Raw genomic sequence first — 20,124 nt, 5'->3', positions numbered from 1 at the left:
CGATGTGGTGGGGTGTCGGCGCGGCGCTGGTCGCCAACACGCTGTACAGCGTGGGTTTCGTGGTGGAGAAGCGGGCCCTGGGCTCGCTGCCCGCGCTCTGGGCCGGCCGGCCGCTGCGGGTGATCCGGGTACTGTTGACCAGTCCGCTGTGGATCGTCGGCGCGCTGGCGCTGGCGGCCGGGTTCGGGGCCCAGCTGATCGTCTACCGGGCGCTGCCGATCGCGGCGGCGCAGGGCATCTTCGTCTCCGGTCTGGTGCTGCTCCTGCTCCTGTCGTCGGCCGTGCTCGGCGAGGAGTCGACGGGCCGCGAACGCTATGCGCTGGGCGGGGTCCTGCTCGCGCTGCTGATGGTGGTGGCCTCGGTGCGCGAGGGCGAGGACGTGGTGGGCGGCGGCGCGCCGTGGACGGTGGTGCTCCTGGTCTGCGTGCCCGCACTGGCGGCGGGCGTCTGGCTGTACGTACGGGTCGAGAGCCGGGCGGCCAACCGGCACCGGGTCCCCACCAGCGGCATCGGGTACGGAGTGGCGGTGGGCCTGCTCTACGGGGTCAGCTCGCTGGCCATCAAGGGCACGTCGAGCCATCTGACCGGCACCGATCTCGGCGAGGCCGCGGTGTCGCTGCTGGGGTCCCCGTATCCGTATCTGCTGCTGTTCACCGCGGGGGCCGGTCTGGTCATGTCGCAGACGGCGCTCCAGCGCTGCCGGGCCTCCCTCATCGTGCCGGTGTGCACCACGGTGACCAGCCTGTTCACCGCGGTTCTCGGGACGCTCGCCTTCGGCGAGAAGCTTCCCGACGATCCGCTCCTGCTGACCCTGCGGGTGGGCGGCACGGCGCTCGCCCTCTCCGTCCTGCTGGCCATGCCACGCCATGATCCGCAGCCCGCCGCCCCGTCCTGACCCCGGATACGGCACTCCGCATCCGACACCCCCGACGCCCCCGACGCCAAGGAGCCACCCGATGAACCCCGACGACCCGCTGCTCGCCCTGCTGGCCTGCCCGCTCGACAAGGGCCCGTTGTCCCTGCTGGCCGAGGAGGAGGCGCTCTACAACCCCCGGCTGCGCCTGAGTTACCCGATCGTGGACGGTATCCCGCAGCTGCTGCCCTCCTCGGGCCGGAAGGTCGGGGCGGACGACCACGAGCTCCTGCTCACCCGGCTCAAGGCCTCGGCCACGTGACCACGTTCGCCGCGGCGGTGGCGGCCCGGCTGCCCGGGAGCCTCGTCGGCTCGGCCGCGGTCGCGCTGTACCCGCGCTTCGAGCCCGAGCTCCGGCGGCTCGCCGACTTCTGCCCGCCGGACGGTATCGCCATCGACATCGGGGGCTGGTACGGCCCCTGGTCGCGGCGGCTCGCGGCCCACTGCGCCGCGGTGGTCACCATCGAGCCCGTGCCCCATCTGGCCGACCATCTGCGCCGGACGCTGCCGTCGAACGCCCGGGTGGTCCAGGGTGCGGCGACCGACCGGGCAGGCACGGCGCGGCTGTGGTTCCCGGAGGGGGACCGCGGTGACCGGGGGGTGTCGTCGCTGGCCCGCCGCGACCTCCACACGCACTGCCTGGAGGTACCGTCGATCACCGTCGACGGTCTCGGGCTGAGCGGGGTCGGTTTCGTGAAGATGGACGTCGACGGCGGCGAGCCGGCGGCGCTGCTCGGTGCGGCGGAGCTGCTGCGCGAGGATCGCCCGGCCCTGCTCATCGAGCTGGAGAGCCGGCTCGGCCCGATCGCACCGACGGTCGACGTGCTGACCGGCCAGGGGTACGCGGGCTGGCTCCTGGCGGGCCGGCGCTGGATCGCGCTCGACGGGTTCGACCTGGTGGCCCACCAGGCGCGGACGGAACACCTGGTGCACCAGGGGCTGCTGCGCCGGGCCTTCGTGCCCCACCGCGAGCGGTACATCAACTCCGTGCTCTTCCTGCCGGACGGGCGGACCCCGGGCCCGGCCTGACCGGGCCTGACCGGGCCTGACCGGGCCTGACCGGGCCTGACTTGCAAGACGCCCGTTGGGCCCCGCGTATCCTCGGCCGGGGGCATGCCGAACGGAGGATGGCGTCGTGGTGGGCAGCAGCGCAGGGCGGGGCCGGGCACGGCCGGAGCGTCCCTGGAGCGAGCGGGCGGGCGCCCCGGAGCGTACTTCGCTCAGCGCCCGCGCGCGGGACGCGGTCCGGGAGCGGATCGTCGACCGCCGCTACCCGCAGGGCGCCCGCCTCGTGGAACGCGAGGTGGCCGAGGAGCTGCGGATGTCCCGCGTCCCGGTCCGCGAGGCGCTGCGCGCCTTGGTGAGCGAAGGGCTCCTGGAGCTGCTGCCGCACAGCGGGGTCCGGGTGCGGCGGCTGGAGCGGGCCGACGTGGAGCACCTGTACGAGGTGTGGGAGCCGCTCGCCGTCCAGGCCTCGCGGCTCGCGGCACGGCGGGTGGCGCGGTCCGCCCCGGCGGAGCCGCCGGGCGTCACCGCGCTGCGGACCTCGCTCGACCGGGCGGAGCAGGCGGCGTCCGACGACGAAGGGGCACGCGAGGTGGCGGCCCACACCGCCTTCCACGAGGACATCGTCGCCCTGAGCGGCAATCCGATGCTGGCCCGCACCATGGAGCAGCTCAGCGGACAGCTCCAGCTGCTGTTCGGAATGCGGGAGGAGCCGGAGCACATGCGCGCCCAGCACGCGGTCATGTTCCGGTACATCGCGACGGGTGACGAGGAGTCCGCGGCGGCGAGCACGCTGCTGCACGTCCGGGACAGCCGGGCCGTGGCGCTGCGGTCCCTGTTCGACGAAGCCTAGATTTGTATACCGCAAGAGCCAGCCGACGAACAGACCTCCCCCGCGCCTGCTCCGCATTCACCTGATACACCGTGGAGCTGCATGTTTTCCGCACACACGCGGAGCGGAATCACCCCTTCCCAGGCCGCTGACCATCCTGGTATACAAAGTGCTCCCACGTTCGCTTCCGCTTGCCGCGGCCGAAGGAGCCTCACCATGTGCGTCGACAACACCCCGCCTCCCTCCGGCCGGCTGACCCGGCGAGGTGTCCTCGCGGGCGCCGCGGCCCTGGCCGGGACGTCGGCCGTCCTGGCCCAGGCCGCTCCCGCCGCGTCGGCCGCATCGGCCGCATCGGCCGCATCGGCCGCATCGGCCGCGACCCGCGGTACGTCGGGCCGGGGCGGCGATCTGGTCGTGGAGGGCGGCAGGCTGCTCGACCCGCTGACGGGCGAGGTCACCGAGGACGCGGTGGTCGTGATCATCGGAGGCGTCGTCCGCGCGGCCGGGCCCCGGGGCCGCCTCGGAACGCGGACGCCTTCCGGCGTACCGGTGCTGCGGGCCCACGGACAGTGGATTCTGCCCGGCCTGGTGGACGCCCATATCCACCTCAGCACGGCCGCCGAGGCGCGCGACGCGGTCCTCAAGGGCGCGACCAGCGCGCGCAGCGGTTCGACCAACTTCTACCAGGATGTCGCCGTACGGGAGTTGGCCCGCCAGGCGCCGGAGCGGGCGCCCCGGCTCCGGGCCGCGGGAATCTTCGTCACCCCGGACCTCGGCGACACGATCCTCGCCGACCCGGACCTCGCGCCGCTCGCCCGGCTGCGCGACGGGGTGCGCTCGCCCGAGGCACTGCGCCGAGTGGTCGAGGTCAACCTCGCACGCGGGGCCGACACCATCAAGACCCGGGTGAACGAACGCGCCGGGCTGCCCGAACAGGACCCGCTCGTCCAGGTCTACGACCATGAGCAGCTGTCCACGATCGTGGCGGCGGCGCGGCGCGACGGAAAGGGTGTGCTCTGCCACAGCTACAGCGAGAAGGGCTGCCACGACGCGGTCACCGCCGGGATCCGTTCCCTGGAGCACGGGGCGTTCGTCGGGGAGCGCACCCTGCGCGAAATGCGCCGCAGGGGTACGTTCTTCACGCCGACGCTCACCGCCATCGCGGGGCTCGCCGAGTCCTCGGATCCGGTCCTGGCGGAGCGCGGTCGCACCTATCTCCCCGTACTGAAGCGGGCGGTCCTCGCGGCGCACGAGCTGGGCGTCCCCCTCGCCGCGGGCACCGACTCCTCGGGCGGAACCGTCGACCCGGTCGGCCGTGAGGTGGAGCTGATGCACGCTGCCGGGCTCTGCGCCCTGGACGCGATCCGCACGGCGACCACGGGCGCCGCGAAGCTCCTCGGGTTCGACGGCACGGCCGGGCGCCTGGCGCGGGGCTTCGCGGGTGACGTCCTGGTGGTGGACGGCGACCCGTTGGCCGACCTCGGCGTGCTGAGCCGCCCGGCGCGCGTGGTGCGGGCAGGGTTCTCCGTGTCGGCCGCCTGACCGTGCCCGCACCCTCCCCTTCGCCGCTCCCCCACTCCCCCTCGAAGGAGCCCTCGATGCAGGCCGATTCCACCGTCTCCCCCACCGCCGGTCTCTCCCGGCGCGGCATGTTGGCCGGCGCCGCAGCCCTCGCGGGCACCGCCGCCGCCATCGCCGCGCCCGGGTCCGATGTCGCCGCCGCGCCCCGGCCCGGTGGGGCCTCGCCGTCCGCCGCCGACCGGATCACGGAGCAGCCGGACCGCACGGGCGGCCACGCACGCGCCACGGTGTTCAAGAACGTGCGGCCCTACGGGGCGAAGCTGCCCGTCGACCTCACCGTCGTCGAGGGCGTCATCTCCGCGGAGCCCGCTCCGCACGGCGCCGAGGTCGTCGACTGCGAGGGCAGGATCGCGCTGCCGACTCTGGTCGACGCGCACATCCACCCCGACAAGACGGCGTGGGGCGAGCCCTGGGTGTCGCGGAATCCGGCGGGCTCCATCGCGGAGTACACCGCCGAGGACGTGAAGCTGTACCACGCGCTGCGCACGCCGCTGAAGAAGCGCGCGGAGCGCCTGATGGGCCACGCCGTCGCCCAGGGCACCCGGGCGATGCGGGCCCATGTCGACGTCGCTCCCGCCTACGACCTGGTGGGCGTCGAGGGTGTCGGATCCGCCCGCAGGGCCCTGCGGCACGCGCTCGACGTGGAGATCGTCGCGTTCCCGCAGCACGGGGTGATCCGTACACCGGGCACCGAGGAACTGCTGGAGGAGGCGGCGCGCACCGGGGCGGTCGACCGGGTCGGCGGCATCGACCCGATCGGATTCGACGAGGCGCTCGACGAGCAGCTCGACGTCGTCTTCGGCATCGCGGACCGGCACGGCGTGGGCGTCGACATCCATCTGCACGAGCGGGCCACGACGGGGCTGGAGTCGCTGCGCGCGATCATCGACCGCACCCGGGCGCTGTCGTTGCAGGGCAAGGTGACTGTCAGCCATGTCTTCTGCGTGCCCGGACTGCCCGAGCGGGAGCTCGACCGGCTGGCGGCGGACCTGGCGGACGCCGGGATCTCCCTGACGACGGTCGCGCCGTCCTCGGACCTGGTGCTGCCGATCGGCCGGCTGCGCGAGCACGGCGTCCACGTGGGCCTCGGCTCGGACGGCGTACGGGACTCGTGGAGCCCGTTCGGCAACGCGGACATGCTGCACCGCTCGCACCTGCTGGCCCAGGTGCAGGACGCCCGTCTCGACGAGGAGCTGGAGGCGGCGTTCCGTTCGGGGGCCGACGGCGGGGCCCGGCTCCTCGGGCTGCCAGAGGCGGACCTGAGGCCCGGTTCGCCCGCCGACTTCCTGCTGGTGCGCGGGGAGTGCCTCCCGCAGGTCGTGGTCGACCTGCCGCGGCGCGAGATGGTGGTGCGCGGCGGGCGGATCGTCGCCCGGGACGGCGAGCTCGTCGGTCACTGACGCCCGGGCCCGCCCCGCCGCCGACGGGCGACCGGCTACGGGGCAGGCGGTCGGCCCGGCGGTCCGTCAGCTCTGCTGCGCCTCGTCGGCGTTGCGCCGGACACCGAGGACGACCGGCGCGCCGAAGGTGGTTCGGGCGAGATCTCGTGGCACCTGCGGATGATGTCGGTGGACGCCACGGCCGTGACCGGATTCGGGATCGCCCTCGACCTCTTCGTTCGACTTGTGGTGGTGATGGGCCACCGGTCACTCCTCGCCGTCGGTCACTCCCCGCCGTCGGGGGCGGCGGTCGCCGCGGCTGCCCCGGGGGGCTTCGCCGCGCCGTCGCCCTCGCGGGTCGTGCAGTGCAGGGAGTTCTCGACCACGTCGGCGACGATCGTGTCCCCGGGACCGGCCTCGCCGCCGAGCAGCAGGGAGGCGACGCGGTTGTCCAACTCCGTCTGGATCGTGCGGCGCAGCGGGCGGGAGCGGGCTACTCCGCCATCTCGTAGGCACCCGACAGCGCCTCGACGCGCTCCCAGATCCGCGCCGAACGGGCCGCGTCGACGACGGGACGGCGTACCGCGCCGAGCGCCCAGCTCTGCTGGTCCTCGGTGGCGGAGTCCTTGCCGTGCAGCTCGACGGCGTGTGCGGAGAAGTCGCGTACGAGCACGGCGAACAGTTCGTCGAGCAGTTCCTCGTCCAGGCCGGTCAGGCGGGCCTGCTCCAGGATCAGCTGCCCGTGGACGACGAGCGCGAACAGCTGGCCGACGGCGAGGAGGAGGTCGAGGTCGCGGCTCTGCTCCTCGTCGGGGGCGGCCGTCTCGACGAAGGCGCACAGGGCGTCCGCCTGCTCGCGGAAGCGGGCGACGTTCGGCACCTCGGTGTACGCGTCGAACGCGGGGCGCCAGTCGTGGAAGCGTACGGAGCCGAGGCCGCGCGCGGGTCCCTGCCGGAAGAGGAACGCGTCGTCGGCGGCGTCCAGGCGCGTCGGGACGGCCGGGAAGCCGACCGGGTTCAGCAGGTGGTTGCGCAGGAACTTGAGGATCAGCGCGAGGTTCACGTGGACCGTGCCCTCCAGCTTCGGCAGGCCCCGGATCTCGATGGCGGCCTGGGCGAAGTAGGTGTCCTTCTCGAAGCCCTTGGCGGCGATGACGTCCCACATGAGGTCGATCACCTTCTCGCCCTCCGTGGTCACCTTCATCTTCGTCATCGGGTTGAAGAGCAGGTAGCGGCGGTCCTCGGGCCCGGCGGAGCGGAAGTAGTCGACGGCGCGGTCGCTGAACAGCTTCATCCCGACGAGCCGGACGTAGGCGTCGGTCAGCTCCCGGCGCACATGCGGGAAGGCGGTGACGGGGCGGCCGTAGAGGATGCGGTTGTTCGCGTGGGTGACGGCCTCGTACATCGCGTGCTCGCAGATGCCGATGGAGGCGGTGCAGAGGTTGAACTTCCCGACGTTGACGGTGTTGAGCGCGGCGTCGAAGGCGGCTCGGCCGGTGTGCAGGATGTCGGCGGGGGCCACCGGGTAGTCGGCGAGGCGGAACTCGCTGACGTATTTGGAGGAGTCGACGACGTTCTTCACCAGGTGGTACGCCTCGTGGCGGCTGTCGGCCGCGAAGAAGACGTAACCGTCGGGCCCCTCGACGTCCGTGCGGCGGCCGAAGACGGAGACGAGACCTGCGGCGTTGCCGTTGCCGATGTAGTACTTGGAGCCGGAGGCCCGGAAGCCGCCGTCGACCTCGCTGTCCGGTTCCAGCAGCATGTCGGTGGAGTAGATATCGGCGCCGTGGGTCTTCTCGGAGAGGCCAAAGGCGAACACCTCGCCCCGGGAGAGGAGTTCGGCCGCCCGGTCGCGGGCGGCGGCGTTGTCGCTCTGCCAGACCGGGCCGAGACCGAGGATGGTCACCTGCCAGGCGTACCAGTAGTCCAGACCGTAGAACCCGAAGATCTCGTTGAGTGCGGCGATCCGGGCGGTGTCCCAGCGCCGCTCCGTCTGCGCTGCGGCGGCGGCGGAGACGGGGGTGAGGAAGGTGGCGAACAGTCCCTCCTTCGCGGAGAAGGCGAGGAAGTCGCCGAGCCAGGCGCGGGAGCGGTAGTCCTCGATCAGCCGGCGCTTGCCGCGCTCCTCGAACCAGTCGACGGTGGCGCGCAGCAGCCTGCGGGTCTCCGGGTCGAAGTGCTGCGGGTCGTAGGTACGCGGGTTGAACAGCAGGGACGCGGACTCAGCCATGGCGGTGCCTTCCGGGAAGGGTCGAGGGTTGTGGTGGTTACGCGGAGGGGGCGGCCGGGGCGCCGTTCAGACGTCCGGCCCCGAAGCCGCGAGCCGGTCGAGGGTGTCGAGTACGTCGTCGAGCCAGGCGATCGTCATGCGCTCGAAGGCGATGCCGCCGCGCAGCACGACGTGCTGGAGTTCCTGGCCCGTGTCCACCGGCGCGGGGGCGTCGGGCCCGGTGAAGTCGCGCGACTCCCCGGCGAGGTAGTGCGCGAGCCGGTCCCGGTGCGCCTGCTGGTGCCGCTCGACCTCGCGGATCAGGGCGGCCGGGTCGTCGAAGGCCGCGCCCCGGATCTTCACGGCGAGGTCGTGGCGGAGGCTCTCCGGTTCGATCGGCTTGTGCAGCCACACGGCGAGGGCCGCGCGGCCGGGCCCGGTGACGGAGTACTCCTTCTTGTCCGGCCGGCTCTGCTGCTCCACCTCGCGGACGAGCAGCAGGCCGTCGGTCACCATCCGCCCGAGCACCCGGTAGATCTGCTGGTGGGTGGCGGTCCAGAAGTACCCGATGGACCGCTCGAACCGCCGGGCCAGCTCATAGCCGGAGCCGGGCTGCTCCAGCAGGGAGACGAGGATCGCGTGGTCGAGGGCCATACCGCGATCCTTCTATGCAACTCGTTGCATAGGCAAGGCGTGGAGCCCCGGTGAGACACGGCTCACCCGGACCCACGGCGAGCACGAGTGGTTCGTCCGAGAACCCCCGGCGACGCCGGTCACGCCTCCGGCGCGAGGCTCTACGGCGTCAGGGGTGTGCGCGGCGCCGAACGCCCGTCACGCCACGCCGTCAGCAGGTCACCCGTCGGAGGCGGCGCGCGGGGCGATGAGCGTGAGGGTGGTGAGCACGGCGACGACCGCGAGCGCCGCGGACACGCCCAGTACGGCTCGGGCGCCGTCGGTGACCGCCTGGGCGCCGCGGCCTCCGTGGAGGGTGAAGACCGCGCCGAGCGCCGCGGTGCCGACCCCCGCGCCGAGGGAGGCGAGGGTGGCGACGGTCCCGGCGACCATGCCGACCCGTTCGGGGGCCGTGACCCGCACGGCGACGGCCATGACGGGTGCGCCGGCGATCCCGCCGCCCGCCCCCCAGGCGAGCAGCGGCACCAGCAGCGCCCACCAGGGGGTGCCGGGGGTGATCAGCAACGCCAGAGCGGCGAGGCCGGCGCCTTTGAGCGCGTAGCCGGAGCCGATGACCAGGCCGGGGGCCCAGCGACCGATCAGCTTGGAGCCGACCATGCCCATGACGATCTGGGCGAGGAAGATCGGGGTCATCAGCAGGCCCGCCGCGGTCGGGCTCAGACCGAGACCGTCGGAGAAGTACAGCACCAGGTAGACCGAGCCGCCGATGGTCAGGACGCGGGAGAGGAGGACGGCCAGCATCGCGCCGGAGAACGCGGGCCGGCCGAACATCCGCAGCTCCAGCGTCGGCGCGGGCACCCGGAGCTGGACGGCCAGGAAGGCGGCCAGAGCCAGGCAGGCGGTGAGCAGCACGGCGGTCTCCCGCCCGGACCAGGGTGCGTCGCCGGGGCGCAGCATCAGCAGCGTCGCCGTGCCGAGGCCGAGCATGAGCAGCAGGCTGCCGAGCCAGTCCGTCCGCCCCGCCCCCGAACTCCCCGAGGAACGGGGCAGCACGCGCACGGCCAGCACCCAGGCGGCCACGCCGAGGGGCAGGTTGACCGCGAAGACCGCCCGCCACCCGAAGGTCTCGGCCAGCACCCCGCCGAGGGTCGGTGCGAGCAGGCCCGCAGCGGTCGCGAACGAGCCCCAGGCGCCGATCGCGAGGTCGCGTTCCTCGCCCGTGTAGCGGTCGGAGAGCAGCGGAATGCCGTTCACCATGATCGCGGCGGCTCCCGCCCCCTGGACGACGCGGGCGACGTTGAGCCACAGCAGGTCCGGCGCCACGGTCGCGGCCAGGGAGGCCAGGGTGAACACGGCGATCCCGGCGAGGAACAGGGCCCGTCGGCCCCACCGGTCCGACAGGCTTCCGACGACCTGGGTGAGCGCGCCCATGGCGACCATGTACGTCACCACCACGGAATCCGCCGAGGCTCCGTCCGCGACGTCGGCGCTGATCAGCGGGAGCCCGATGGCCACGATCGTCAGGTCGATGACCACCAGTCCCGTGGAGGCCATCACAAGGACCAGAACCCCGCTCAGTGGCGGAAGGCGGCGGGACTTGTGAGCGGGCGGGCGGGACTTGTGAGCAGGCATACGGGAACCGGCCTCCGGGCGTCGGGGTGCACGGGCCCGCACGACGAGAGCGGACGGACGGGCCCGGGCGGCCCGTGACATGGCCAGCCTGCCGGGACCCACCACTAAAGTCAACACGTGCGAAGTTCAAGCGGGGACCGTACGCTGTCGCCATGCCTGCCACACCTCGCCGCCGACCCGCCACCCGCAAGGGCCGCCCCGTCCTCACTCGCGAGATCATCGCCGCCAAGGCCCTGGAGATGGCAGGCGCGCAAGGCTTCCCGGCCATCACCATGCGAGCCCTGGCCGCCGAACTGGACGTGACCGTAAGGGCGTTGTACAACTACGTCGAAGATCGCGGGGAAGTCGTCAGTCTGGCCGTCGACCTCATGCTGACCTCCTGGAACCCGCCCCCGCTCGACCCCGCCGCCTGGGAGACCTCCGTCGCCGGCTACGCCCGCTCCCTGCGCGCGCTCTACCGCCGCTGGCCCCGTGCCCTGCTGGTCTCCCTGGACGAGGACACGCCCCCGGACTCGGTGCACCCCAACCGCCTGCTCCACCTGGACCGCTTCCTCCGGCTGCTGCGGGACATCGGCCTGGACCTCCCGGCGGCGCTCGCGGCGCACCGCCATCTCTCCCTGCTCGTGCTGTCCTTCGCCCTCGTGGTCGACGGGCCCGCCGGCCGGGCCGGGGACGACCGGACCACGCTGCTCCCCGACAACTGGCTCACCGCTCACGCCGACCTCGACATCCCCACCCTCCGGCAGGCCGCCGCACTGCCCCTTCCCACCGTGGACGAGCAGTTCGACCAGCTCGTCGCCGCCGTCGTCGACCGGATCCGCGGCGGACTCAGCTCCGGCTGACGGCCCGCCGGTCCCGGTGGGACTCCTGGCGCGGTTCCCGGTGGATGGGCTCCGCGCTCCCGGTCAGCGGCAGGCCCGTGCCGCCCCGCCGGGCCGCCACGATCTCCGCGGCGATCGACAGGGCCGTCTCCTCGGGCGTACGGGCTCCGAGGTCAAGGCCGATGGGCGAACGCAGGCGGTCCAACTCCCGGTCGCTCAGACCGGCCTCGCGCAGCCGCCGCGTCCGGTCCTCGTGGGTGCGGCGCGATCCCATCGCGCCGATGAACGCGGCGGGCATCCGCAGCGCCTCGGTGAGCAGCGGCACGTCGAACCGGGCCTCGTGCGTGAGCACGCACAGCACCGTGCGCCCGTCGGTGGGGGTACGCCGGAGATAGCGGTGGGGCCAGTCGACGACGACCTCGTCGGCCTCGGGGAAACGGGCCCGGGTGGCGAAGACGGGCCGGGCGTCGCACACCGTCACGTGGTGACCCAGGAACTTTCCGGCCCGTACCAGCGCCGCGGCGAAGTCCACCGCGCCGAAGACGATCATGCGGGGCGGTGGCACGCTGCTCTCGACGAGCAGGGTGAGCCCGCCCGGGCAGCGCGTCCCGTCCTCGGAGAGGTCGACGGTGCCGGTCCGGCCGGCGTCCAGCAGGGCCGAGGCCTCGGCCGCCGCCGTACGGTCCAGCTCCGGGAGCCCGCCGAGCCCGCCCTCGTGCGTACCGTCGGCGCGCACGAGCAGGGCCCGTCCCAGGAACCCGTCCGGGCCACCCACCACCCGGGCGAGGGCCGCCCCCGTGCCGGAGACCGCGGCGGACAGCGCGGTCCCAAGCACCGCGCGTTCCGGGGAGTCGGCGCGGACCGGCGTGACCATGATGTCGATGACCCCGCCGCAGGTCAGCCCGGAGGCGAAGGCGTCCTCGTCGCTGTAGCCGAACTGTTCGCGCACGGTCTTGCCGTCGCCGATGGCCTGGGCGCACAGTTCGTAGACCGCGCCCTCCACGCAGCCGCCGGAGACCGAGCCGATCACCGTGCCCCCACTGTCGACGGCGAGGGCCGCGCCGGGCCCGCGCGGCGCGCTGCCGCCGACGGAGACGACGGTGGCGACGGCGAACTCCCGTCCCTGTGCCATCCATCGGTGCAGCTCACCGGCGATGTCAAGCATCCGCCGCTCCCGCGGCGGGGCCGGGCCTCATCGCCGCGAGGACCCGGTCGGGGCGGATCGGAAGGTTCCGGTGGCGGGCGCCGGTGGCGTGCCAGACCGCGTTGGCGACGGCCGCCGCCGCGCCCACGATGCCGATCTCCCCGATGCCCTTGATGCCGATCGGGTCGTCCGGGTCGTGGTCGTCCACCCAGTGCGCCTCGATGTCCGGGACGTCGGCGTGCGTGGCCACGTGGTAGCCGGCGAGATCGGGGGCGTAGTGACCGCCACTGTTCCGGTCGCGGACCGCCTCCTCGTGCAGGGCCATGGAGATGCCCCAGGTCATTCCGCCGACGAGCTGGTTGCGGGCGGTGAGCGGGTTGACGATGCGGCCCGCGGCGAAGATGCCCAGCATGCGGCGCACCCGGACCTCGCCGGTGGCGGTGTCCACGGCGACCTCGGCGAACTGGGCCCCGTAGGAGTGACGTTCCTTCCTCGCGAGGGCCTCGATCGCCTCGGTGGTGTCGGACCGCACCGTGATCCCCTCCGGGGGGATGCTCGTGGTCACCGCGAGCCGCTCCCGCAGTTCGGCGGCGGCGGCCGTGACCGCCCAGGCCCAGGAGCGGGTTCCCATGGAACCGCCGGCGATCATCGCGGGGCCGAAGTCGCTGTCGCCGATACGGACCCGGACGAGTCCGGGCACGGTTTCCAGCGCGTCGGCGGCGATCAGGGTGAGCGCCGTGCGGGCTCCGGTGCCGATGTCGGCCGCGGTGATCCGTACGGTGAAGGAACCGTCCTCCTCCGCCGTGACCAGGGCGGTGGACGGTGCGGCCCCGGCACCGAAGGAGGCCGCCGCCGTGCCGGTGCCCAGCAGCCAGCGACCGTCGCGGCGCGTGCCGGGACGCGGATCACGGTTCGCCCAGCCGAACCTGTGCGCGCCCTCGCGGAAGCAGGCCGCCAGGTTGCGGCTGCTGAACGGGAGCCCCGAGACGGGGCCCACGTCCGGCTCGTTGCGCAGGCGCAGTTCGATCGGGTCGACACCGGCGCGCTCCGCCAGCTCGTCGAGGGCCGCCTCGATCGCGAACGACCCCGGGGCCTCCCCCGGTGCGCGCATCCAGGTCGGGGACGGCACGTCGAGCCGTACGACGTGGTTGCCGGTGCGATGTGCCTCGGCGTCGTACATCACCCGGGCGACGCCCGCGCTGGGCTCGACGAACTCGTACACCGTGGACGTCTGGTTCAGCGAGAGGTGTTCCAGGGCCAGCAGCCGGCCGTCGGGGGCCGCGCCGAGCCTGATCCGCTGGATGGTGGGGCTGCGGTAGCCGCCCAGGGTGAACGTCTGCCGCCGGGTCAGCACCACGCGCACCGGGCGCCGCAGGGCGGTGGCGGCCATCACGGCGGACACCTGGTGGGCGCGCAGGCCCTTGCTGCCGAAGCCGCCGCCGATGTGCTCGGAGCGCACCCGCACCGAGGACGCGTCGAGCGAGAACATCGCGGCCAGCTCGCCCTGGACCCAGCCGGCTCCCTGGTTGGAGTCGACGACCTCCAGCCGGCCGCCGTCCCAGCGGGCGGTCGCCGCGTGCGGCTCCATCATGCTGTGCTGCTCTTCGGGGGTGGTGTACCACGCGTCCACCACATGGGCGGAGGCGGCGAGCCGGTCCGCCAGGTCGCCCTTCTCCGTCTCGGCGGGCAGGTGACTCGCGGCGGGGTAGGCGTCCGGGTGGCCGGCGACGAGCGTGGTGTCGTGGGGCTCCTGGTCGTACGTCACCACGAGCGCTTCGGCGGCCTCCCGGGCCTCCTCGGCGGTCTCGGCGACGACCAGCGCGACCGGCCAGCCGGCGAACGGCACCCTGTCGTTCTGGAAGACGGCGCAGGTCGGGTCCGGCGGGGTGCCGAGTTGCCCGAGGTAATCGGTGTTCAGGAGAGGGGCGTTGCCGTGGTGCAGCACGGTGAGCACGCCCGGCATGTCGAGGACCGGGGCGGTCCGGACGTCAAGGATCCGGCCACGGGTGACCGTGGACAGCACGAGCCAGCCGTGGGCCAGGTCCACGAACGGGATCTCGCCCGCGTAGCGGGCCGCGCCGGTGACCTTGTCGCGGCCCTCGACGCGGGTGTGGGCGACGCCGACGGCTCCGCGCACGGCCGGGGGCCCGGGCGTGGTGGTCGTCATCGGGCGTCCCTTCCGGCGAGTTCGGTGAGTACGGAGACCACGAGGTTGCGCATGAGGGTCACCTTGTATCCGTTGTCGGGCAGTGGCCGGGCGGCGGCGAGTTCGGCGTCCGCCGCTGCGGCGAAGGTCGCGCCGTCGGCCGGCGCGCCGGTCAGCACGGCTTCCGCCGTACGGGCGCGCCAGGGCCGCGAGGCCACGGCTCCGAGGGCGAGGCGTGCTTCGCGCACGAGGCCGCCCTCGATGTCGAGCGCCGCTGCGACGGAGCCGATGGCGAAGGCGTACGAGGCGCGCTCGCGCACCTTGCGGTAGCGGGAGTGGGCGGCGACGGGCGCGGCGGGCAGGCTGACGTGGGTGATCAGAGCGCCGGGCGGCAGGGCGGTCTCCCGGTGCGGGGTGTCTCCGACGGGGAGGTAGAAGTCGGTGAACGGCGTTTCGCCGGGTCCGTCGGCGCTCTCGTAGGAGACCACCGCGTCGAACGCCGTCAGCGCCACGCCCATGTCGGAGGGGTGTACGGCCACGCAGTGGCCGGAGGCGCCGAGGACGGCGTGGTTGTGGTGCTCGCCGGCGACGGCGGGGCAACCACTGCCCGGGGCACGCTTGTTGCAGGGCTGGGAGACGTCGGTGAAGTAGCCGCAGCGGGTGCGCTGGAGGAGGTTGCCGCCGACGGTGGCCATGTTGCGCAGTTGTCCGGAGGCTCCGGCCAGCACGGCCTGGGCCAACGCCGGGTAGTGGCGGCGGATTCCGGGGTGGGCGGCGAGATCGCTGTTGGTGACGGTCGCCCCGATGCGCAGACCACCGTCCGCCGTGGGTTCGACGCGGTCCAGGGGGAGTCCACGGACGTCGACGAGGCGGGCGGGGCGCTCCACGCCGGACTTCATCAGATCGACGAGGTTGGTTCCGCCACCGAGGTAACGCGCGTCCGGGTCGGCGGCGAGGAGGGCGACCGCACCGGTGACGTCCTGGGCGCGCTGGTAGCCGAACTCCTTCATACGGCGGCCTCCTTCGTGGCTGTCGTGCGCTCCTCGGCGTGGGACTCGGCGGCGCGGGCGACGGCTCGGACGATCGAGACGTAGGCACCGCAGCGGCACAGGTTGCCGCTCATCCGTTCCCGGATCTCGTCGGGAGTCAGCGGTGGCGGCCCGGCCCCGGGACCCGGGTCGTCGGTGACGGCGCTCGGCCAGCCGGCCGCGTGTTCCTCGATGACGGCGATGGCCGAGCAGATCTGGCCGGGTGTGCAGTAGCCGCACTGGTAGCCGTCGAGGTCGAGGAAGGCCTGCTGGACGGGGTGCAGGTCGTCGCCCTCGGCCACACCTTCGATGGTCGTGATCTCGCGTCCCTCGGCCGCGACCGCGAGGCTGAGGCAGGAGACGACGCGTCGCCGGTCGACCAGGACGGTGCAGGCGCCGCACTGTCCTTGGTCGCAGCCCTTCTTGGTGCCGGTGAGATCGAGGCGCTCGCGCAGGGCGTCGAGCAGGGTGGTGCGGTGGTCGATGGGCAGATGGTGCTTCTCGCCGTTGACGTTCAGCGTGATCGCACTGGACGTCGGCGAGGCCGCTGCGGGCATGATCAGCCTTCTCTGCTGTCTGGTGTCTGCTTGTCTGGTGACTGGTGACTGGTGACGAGGAACCGGGCCGACCGGTCGGCCCGGCGACCGGCGAACGCGACCGGCGAACGCGACCAGCGCTAAGGTGGCCCTAACCGGACTATTGTCCGCTCACGGAAAAAACGTAACGGACAGCTGTCCGGTTAACAAGGACGGGTTTCGGCCACGAGCCCGCGAGGAGGATCCGTGTCCCAGCGGAAGAAGGACGCCCCCCTGCGTTCGGACGCGCAGCGCAACCGCGAACGCATCCTGCACGTGGCCACGGTCGAGCTGACGCTGCGCGCGGACGCCCCACTGAGCGCGATCGCCAAGAAGGCGGGCGTCGGGCAGGGCACGTTCTACCGCAACTTCCCGGACCGGGAGGCCCTCGTCCTGGAGGTCTACCGCTACGAGATGCGGCAGGTCGCCGACGCCGCGGGCGAGTTGCTCCAGACGCGCCCGCCCGAACGGGCCCTGCGCGAGTGGATGGACCGCCTCGCCCGCTTCGCCATGACCAAGGCCGGTCTCGCGGACGCGATCCGGCTGGTCACCGGCGCGCCGGGCGGACCCGCCAAGCCCGGACCCGCCCCGGTCATGGAGGCGGCCGGAACCCTGCTCCGCGCCTGCGAGGACGCCGGCGTCGTCCGCCCCGGGATCACCCCGGACGACTTCTTCCTCGTCATCGCCGGTCTCTGGCAGATCGATCCGCACGAGGACTGGGAACCGAGGGCCGGCCGGCTCCTGGATTTCGTCATGGACGGACTACGCTTCGGGGCGCCCGGCCGGTGACCGGACCGCCCGCCGTCAGGTTGTCGGCGGGCCGTGTGATGATGCCCGTGAAGCGCTCGGACCTGGGGAGGGACCGAGCACAACACACGTGACGGGAGCGGTGGGTTGAGCAAGGGCGGGGTGTCCGTACCGGACGAGGAGTGGGAACGTTTCCTGAAGGAGGCCGAGGCCGGGGGCACGGGTGCGCCCGAGGAGCCGTCGGCGCGGGCCCGGATGGTGGCGCGGCGGCTCCAGGAAGAGTCCGGCCCGCCGGAGGGGTGGCGGACCTACACGCCGGCCCGGCCGCGGAAGAGCAAGGGCTGGGCCGCGCTCGGCCTGGCGGCCTCGGTCGCCGTGGTGGTCGTGGCCGTCGGCCCCTGGGGGATCAGCAGTTGGTTCGACGGCGGCGACGGTGTGAGCGCCGCGCCCCTCGCCGCGGAATCGGAGCGCCCGACCGCGCCGCCCGCACAGGACGCCGCGGACCGGCCGCCCACCCTGGACGAACCGTTCAGGGGATCACCGGCCGCGCGATGGAGCGACGGAACGGCGGGCATCCACCTGCCCGAGGCCCGGGAAACCGGCTGGATGAACAGGGCGGAGGTCGCAAAAGCGCTCGCGAAGACCCGGGACTTCCTCGCGGCGTCCAGTCTCGACCGCGCCGTGCTGCGCGGCGAGCGGCCGGACAAGGCCATCGCGCTGATCAACCCGCACCAGTCGGATGTGCGAGGCTTCCTCGGGAAGGCGCTCGGCGCACCCGACCGCGAGAACGACCCGCTCCTCCTGTTCAGCCGCTTCCGGTCCTCCGATGTGCGGCCGGCCGGGGACGTGGTCAAGACCCGCGGCCGGGTCACCTTCCGGGAGGGCGAGCGCGGTGCGGTGGAGGTGTCCACCGACATCACCTACGTCTATCCGGTCGTGCGCGCCACGGGGGGCGGCGACGAGGTCGCGCGGACCATCGTGCGCCGCGAGGTGGTGATGAGCTGGGACGACCCGGCGAAGATCGTGATCGAGCCGGGGACGTTCTCCCTCGTCTCCTACAAGGTGGACACCACCAACGGCGGTTGCGACACCTACACCGGCTATCTGACCCCCGCGTTCCTCGCCGAGCGCACCGCAGCCGACTCGGGCGACGGCGCCGAGGTCGACCCGTACGACCGGAGCACGTCGATGGAGGAGCATATGGGGAAAGGCGACGACGGGGGCTGCAGAACCGCCACCCGCTCCTGAGGAGGGGCGGGTCCGCGCACCGCGCGGGAGCGTCCACGGGGAGCGCCGCGAAGCGGCATCCACCCCCAACGTCGTCAGAGAGATCCGGTAGATCCGCGCGGAGGACTTCGCGATGCCCGCACCGGTGAGGTACCGCTCGACCGCGGCGATGTACGACGCGGGCGGGGCGGAAAGCGGCACCACCCGGGCGCGCGGCAGACGGAGCGCCCCTGCTCCCGAGTTCGGTCACCGGTTCGATCATCACGTCCGCCCTGCCCTTCCGGTGCTGCCGCGGTCAATGCGTACACCTCGCCCTCGGCGGCCGGAGAGCCCGCCGCAGGTCGCGCTGATCACGGTAGGGGCTCTGCCGCAGTAAATCCGTTGTCTACTGCGGTAGTTCTTCCGGTCCCCGCTGGGCGGCCGCGGTGAGCCGGGCGGCCAGATCTTTGAGCGCCTGCCGGAGTTCGTCGGGATGGTGGATGGTGAAGGGCCATTCCAGGGAGGCGAGCATGTGGGCCGTGCCGTCCAGCCGTTCTGCCCGTGCGCGCATCAGGACGCCGGTGGGCTGGGCGGTGAGGGTCACCGCTGAGTGGGGTAGCCGGCGGGCGATCTCATCGAGGGGGCCATGGATCGTCACCTCGATCTGCCAGCGGTAGGACCCCTGAGCAAGGGTCGAGGTCAGGTGGGCCACGGGGTCGAAGTCGTCGGGTGCGGTGAAGCTGTCGGCTCGGGAGGTGACGGAGGTGATGCGGTCGATGCGGAAGGTGCGCGGGCTGTCGCGGAGGTGGTCGTGGCCGATGACGTACCAACGGCCGGTGTGGAAGACCACGCCGTAGGGGTCGATATCGCGTTCGGTGTGTTCCTGGCGCCAGGACTGGTGGCTGATACCCACGGTCGTGCGGGCGCGGGATGCCTGGGCCAGGGCCAGCAGGACGCCGGTGCCGGGCGCCTGACCGGTCACGGCGTTGGCGGTGAAGGACAAGGTCTCCCTCATCGCGGCGAGCGGTTCGCGCAGGGCGTGCGGGAGCACCCGCTCGATCTTGGCCAAGGCGCCGGCATGGGCCGGCGCGGCAGTACCCATGCCCAGGCGTTCTGCCGCGCGCAGGCCGAGAACGACGGCGAGGGCCTCTTCGTTGGTGAGGACCAGAGGTGGCATCCGGTAGCCGCGCGCCAGTCGATAGCCACCGTAGCGGCCACGTTCGGCCTCCACGGGGATGCCCAGTTCCCGCAGGTGGGCAACGTACCGGCGCACGGTGCGGACGTCGGTGTCCAGGCGGTCGGCCAGCTCCGTTCCGGTGAGTCGGGCGTTCGACTGGAGGAGTTCCAGCAGGGTCAGCACACGGGTGAGGGGATGCGACATGGATCACTCGGCATTTCAGGGCGGATTCTGTCCTGTATCGAGCTTACGCTCCCAGCAACACCTACTTCTGGGAGATCACATGGCCACCTTCGTACTCGTTCCCGGTGCCTGGCTCGGGGCGTGGGCCTGGGAAGACACCGCCCTCATTCTGCGGGAGCACGGCCACACGGCGCTGCCGCTGACACTGACCGGCCTGGCCGAGCACGCGGACCAGGGCGGACCCGAGACGGACCTGGACACACACATCGCGGACATCACCGGATTCGCCGAGCGGAACGATCTGCGCGACGTCACACTGGTCGCCCACAGCTACGCGGCCGCTCCGGTGACCGGGGCGGCCGGACGCCTCGGCGACCGGCTGGAGCGCGTGGTCTACGTGGACAGCGCCCCGTTCACCGAAGGCATGTGCATGCTCGACCTCATGCCGCCGCAGGCAGCGGACCAGCTGCGCCGGCAGGTCGACGCGTCCGGCGACGGGTGGCGGCTGCCGATGCCGCCGTTCGAGGTCCTGGGCCTGTCCAGCAGCCTCGATGGGCTCGACGAAGGCCGGCGGGACGCTCTGCGCTCGCGTGCCACCCCTCAGCCGTTCGGCACCTACACCCAGCGTCTCACCGGCCCGACCGAACCCGGTCCCGGTGTGGACCGCGTCCTGATCACCTGCCGTGACTTCACGGGGCTGCTGGACGCCGGGGTGCCGATGCTGGCCTACCTGAACCAGCCGCCGTGGAGGCGCTTCGACCTGCCCACCGGGCACTGGCCGATGCTGTCCGCCCCCACCCAACTCGCCGACATCCTCGACAAGGCTGTCTCCTGACCGCGCCGGCTGGGAGGCAGGGCCTGTTGCTCGACGGACAGGCGCAGGTTCACGCGTTCTCCACGGAGGATCGCGCC

The 20,124-nt window shown here is 72.8% G+C and carries 19 protein-coding genes and 1 pseudogene; 10 read left to right on the top strand and 10 right to left on the bottom strand.

The features are described 5' to 3' along the window. Positions 1-2: 2 nt before the first annotated feature. The 6 genes from ACZ60Q_RS23410 to ACZ60Q_RS23385 all read left to right on the top strand — a co-directional run bounded on the left by ACZ60Q_RS23410 (position 3) and on the right by ACZ60Q_RS23385 (position 5,732). The gene (locus tag ACZ60Q_RS23410) at positions 3-896 is read left to right on the top strand and encodes a hypothetical protein (RefSeq protein WP_469637864.1); all 894 of its coding nucleotides are present in this window, start codon (positions 3-5) and stop codon (positions 894-896) included. 61 nt (positions 897-957) lie between these two features. Beyond that, positions 958-1,176, top strand: coding sequence for a Trm112 family protein (locus ACZ60Q_RS23405; protein WP_469637862.1), 219 nt, complete (start codon positions 958-960; stop codon positions 1,174-1,176). Beyond that, positions 1,173-1,943 carry an FkbM family methyltransferase gene (locus tag ACZ60Q_RS23400; RefSeq protein ID WP_469637859.1) on the top strand — a complete coding sequence of 257 codons (771 nt, stop codon included), beginning with the start codon at positions 1,173-1,175 and terminating at the stop codon, positions 1,941-1,943. Before ACZ60Q_RS23405 ends, ACZ60Q_RS23400 begins: the two co-directional genes overlap by 4 nt. Positions 1,944-2,049: 106 nt before the next feature. Beyond that, positions 2,050-2,772: a GntR family transcriptional regulator gene (locus ACZ60Q_RS23395; RefSeq protein WP_469637856.1), complete on the top strand. Its 723-nt coding sequence runs from the start codon at positions 2,050-2,052 to the stop codon at positions 2,770-2,772. A gap of 195 nt (positions 2,773-2,967) precedes the next feature. Beyond that, positions 2,968-4,293: an amidohydrolase family protein gene (locus ACZ60Q_RS23390; protein ID WP_469637853.1), complete on the top strand. Its 1,326-nt coding sequence runs from the start codon at positions 2,968-2,970 to the stop codon at positions 4,291-4,293. Positions 4,294-4,349: 56 nt separating this feature from the next. Then, positions 4,350-5,732 carry an amidohydrolase family protein gene (locus ACZ60Q_RS23385; RefSeq protein WP_469637851.1) on the top strand — a complete coding sequence of 461 codons (1,383 nt, stop codon included), beginning with the start codon at positions 4,350-4,352 and terminating at the stop codon, positions 5,730-5,732. Positions 5,733-5,798: 66 nt separating this feature from the next. Here ACZ60Q_RS23385 and ACZ60Q_RS23380 read toward each other — a convergent pair whose 3' ends face one another. The 5 genes and pseudogenes from ACZ60Q_RS23380 to ACZ60Q_RS23360 form a co-directional block, all read right to left on the bottom strand. Further along, the gene (locus ACZ60Q_RS23380) at positions 5,799-5,975 is read right to left on the bottom strand and encodes a hypothetical protein (protein WP_469637848.1); all 177 of its coding nucleotides are present in this window, start codon (positions 5,973-5,975) and stop codon (positions 5,799-5,801) included. A 20-nt stretch (positions 5,976-5,995) separates the two neighbouring features. After that, positions 5,996-6,199: pseudogene (locus tag ACZ60Q_RS23375) on the bottom strand (hypothetical protein); the annotation flags it as partial. Between the two features lie 5 nt (positions 6,200-6,204). Further along, a complete protein-coding gene (locus tag ACZ60Q_RS23370; protein WP_469637845.1) occupies positions 6,205-7,941 on the bottom strand; it encodes an acyl-CoA dehydrogenase family protein in 1,737 nt (578 codons plus the stop codon). A gap of 66 nt (positions 7,942-8,007) precedes the next feature. Continuing rightward, complete coding sequence (locus ACZ60Q_RS23365) at positions 8,008-8,574, bottom strand: PadR family transcriptional regulator (protein ID WP_469637842.1); 567 nt, start codon at positions 8,572-8,574, stop codon at positions 8,008-8,010. A 198-nt stretch (positions 8,575-8,772) separates the two neighbouring features. Continuing rightward, entirely contained in the window at positions 8,773-10,107 is a 1,335-nt protein-coding gene (locus ACZ60Q_RS23360) for an MFS transporter (protein WP_469637839.1), read from the bottom strand. 230 nt (positions 10,108-10,337) lie between these two features. On the opposite strand from ACZ60Q_RS23360, the gene ACZ60Q_RS23355 reads away from it, so the two are divergent. Continuing rightward, on the top strand, positions 10,338-11,027 hold the full coding sequence (locus ACZ60Q_RS23355) for a TetR/AcrR family transcriptional regulator (RefSeq protein ID WP_469637836.1): 690 nt from the start codon (positions 10,338-10,340) through the stop codon (positions 11,025-11,027). On the opposite strand, the gene ACZ60Q_RS23350 is transcribed toward ACZ60Q_RS23355, so the two are convergent. From ACZ60Q_RS23350 to ACZ60Q_RS23335, 4 genes are read right to left on the bottom strand one after another with little or no spacing between them, the layout of a single operon-like run. Next, positions 11,014-12,171, bottom strand: a complete 1,158-nt coding sequence (locus ACZ60Q_RS23350; protein WP_469637833.1) for an XdhC family protein — start codon at positions 12,169-12,171, stop codon at positions 11,014-11,016. The genes ACZ60Q_RS23355 and ACZ60Q_RS23350 overlap by 14 nt on opposite strands. Continuing rightward, on the bottom strand, positions 12,164-14,317 hold the full coding sequence (locus tag ACZ60Q_RS23345; RefSeq protein ID WP_469637830.1) for a xanthine dehydrogenase family protein molybdopterin-binding subunit: 2,154 nt from the start codon (positions 14,315-14,317) through the stop codon (positions 12,164-12,166). The genes ACZ60Q_RS23350 and ACZ60Q_RS23345 overlap by 8 nt, the downstream gene beginning before the upstream one ends. Next, positions 14,314-15,306, bottom strand: a complete 993-nt coding sequence (locus tag ACZ60Q_RS23340) for an FAD binding domain-containing protein (protein WP_469637828.1) — start codon at positions 15,304-15,306, stop codon at positions 14,314-14,316. Before ACZ60Q_RS23340 ends, ACZ60Q_RS23345 begins: the two co-directional genes overlap by 4 nt. Further along, positions 15,303-15,881: a (2Fe-2S)-binding protein gene (locus ACZ60Q_RS23335; RefSeq protein WP_469637825.1), complete on the bottom strand. Its 579-nt coding sequence runs from the start codon at positions 15,879-15,881 to the stop codon at positions 15,303-15,305. Before ACZ60Q_RS23335 ends, ACZ60Q_RS23340 begins: the two co-directional genes overlap by 4 nt. 225 nt (positions 15,882-16,106) lie before the next feature. On the opposite strand from ACZ60Q_RS23335, the gene ACZ60Q_RS23330 reads away from it, so the two are divergent. Then, positions 16,107-16,688, top strand: coding sequence for a TetR/AcrR family transcriptional regulator (locus ACZ60Q_RS23330; RefSeq protein WP_469637822.1), 582 nt, complete (start codon positions 16,107-16,109; stop codon positions 16,686-16,688). A gap of 105 nt (positions 16,689-16,793) precedes the next feature. Further along, positions 16,794-17,894, top strand: coding sequence for a hypothetical protein (locus ACZ60Q_RS23325; protein ID WP_469637819.1), 1,101 nt, complete (start codon positions 16,794-16,796; stop codon positions 17,892-17,894). 364 nt (positions 17,895-18,258) lie between these two features. On the opposite strand, the gene ACZ60Q_RS23320 is transcribed toward ACZ60Q_RS23325, so the two are convergent. Next, positions 18,259-19,233, bottom strand: coding sequence for a helix-turn-helix transcriptional regulator (locus ACZ60Q_RS23320; protein WP_469637816.1), 975 nt, complete (start codon positions 19,231-19,233; stop codon positions 18,259-18,261). 79 nt (positions 19,234-19,312) lie between these two features. Between ACZ60Q_RS23320 and ACZ60Q_RS23315 the strand changes: the two genes are divergently transcribed. Further along, the gene (locus tag ACZ60Q_RS23315; protein ID WP_469637813.1) at positions 19,313-20,047 is read left to right on the top strand and encodes an alpha/beta fold hydrolase; all 735 of its coding nucleotides are present in this window, start codon (positions 19,313-19,315) and stop codon (positions 20,045-20,047) included. Positions 20,048-20,124: the final 77 nt, after the last annotated feature.

This window comes from Streptomyces sp. NPDC104313 (assembly GCF_055583985.1).
Note: the sequence above shows the minus strand (reverse complement) of the source record. Positions and strands in the feature narration are given on the sequence as shown.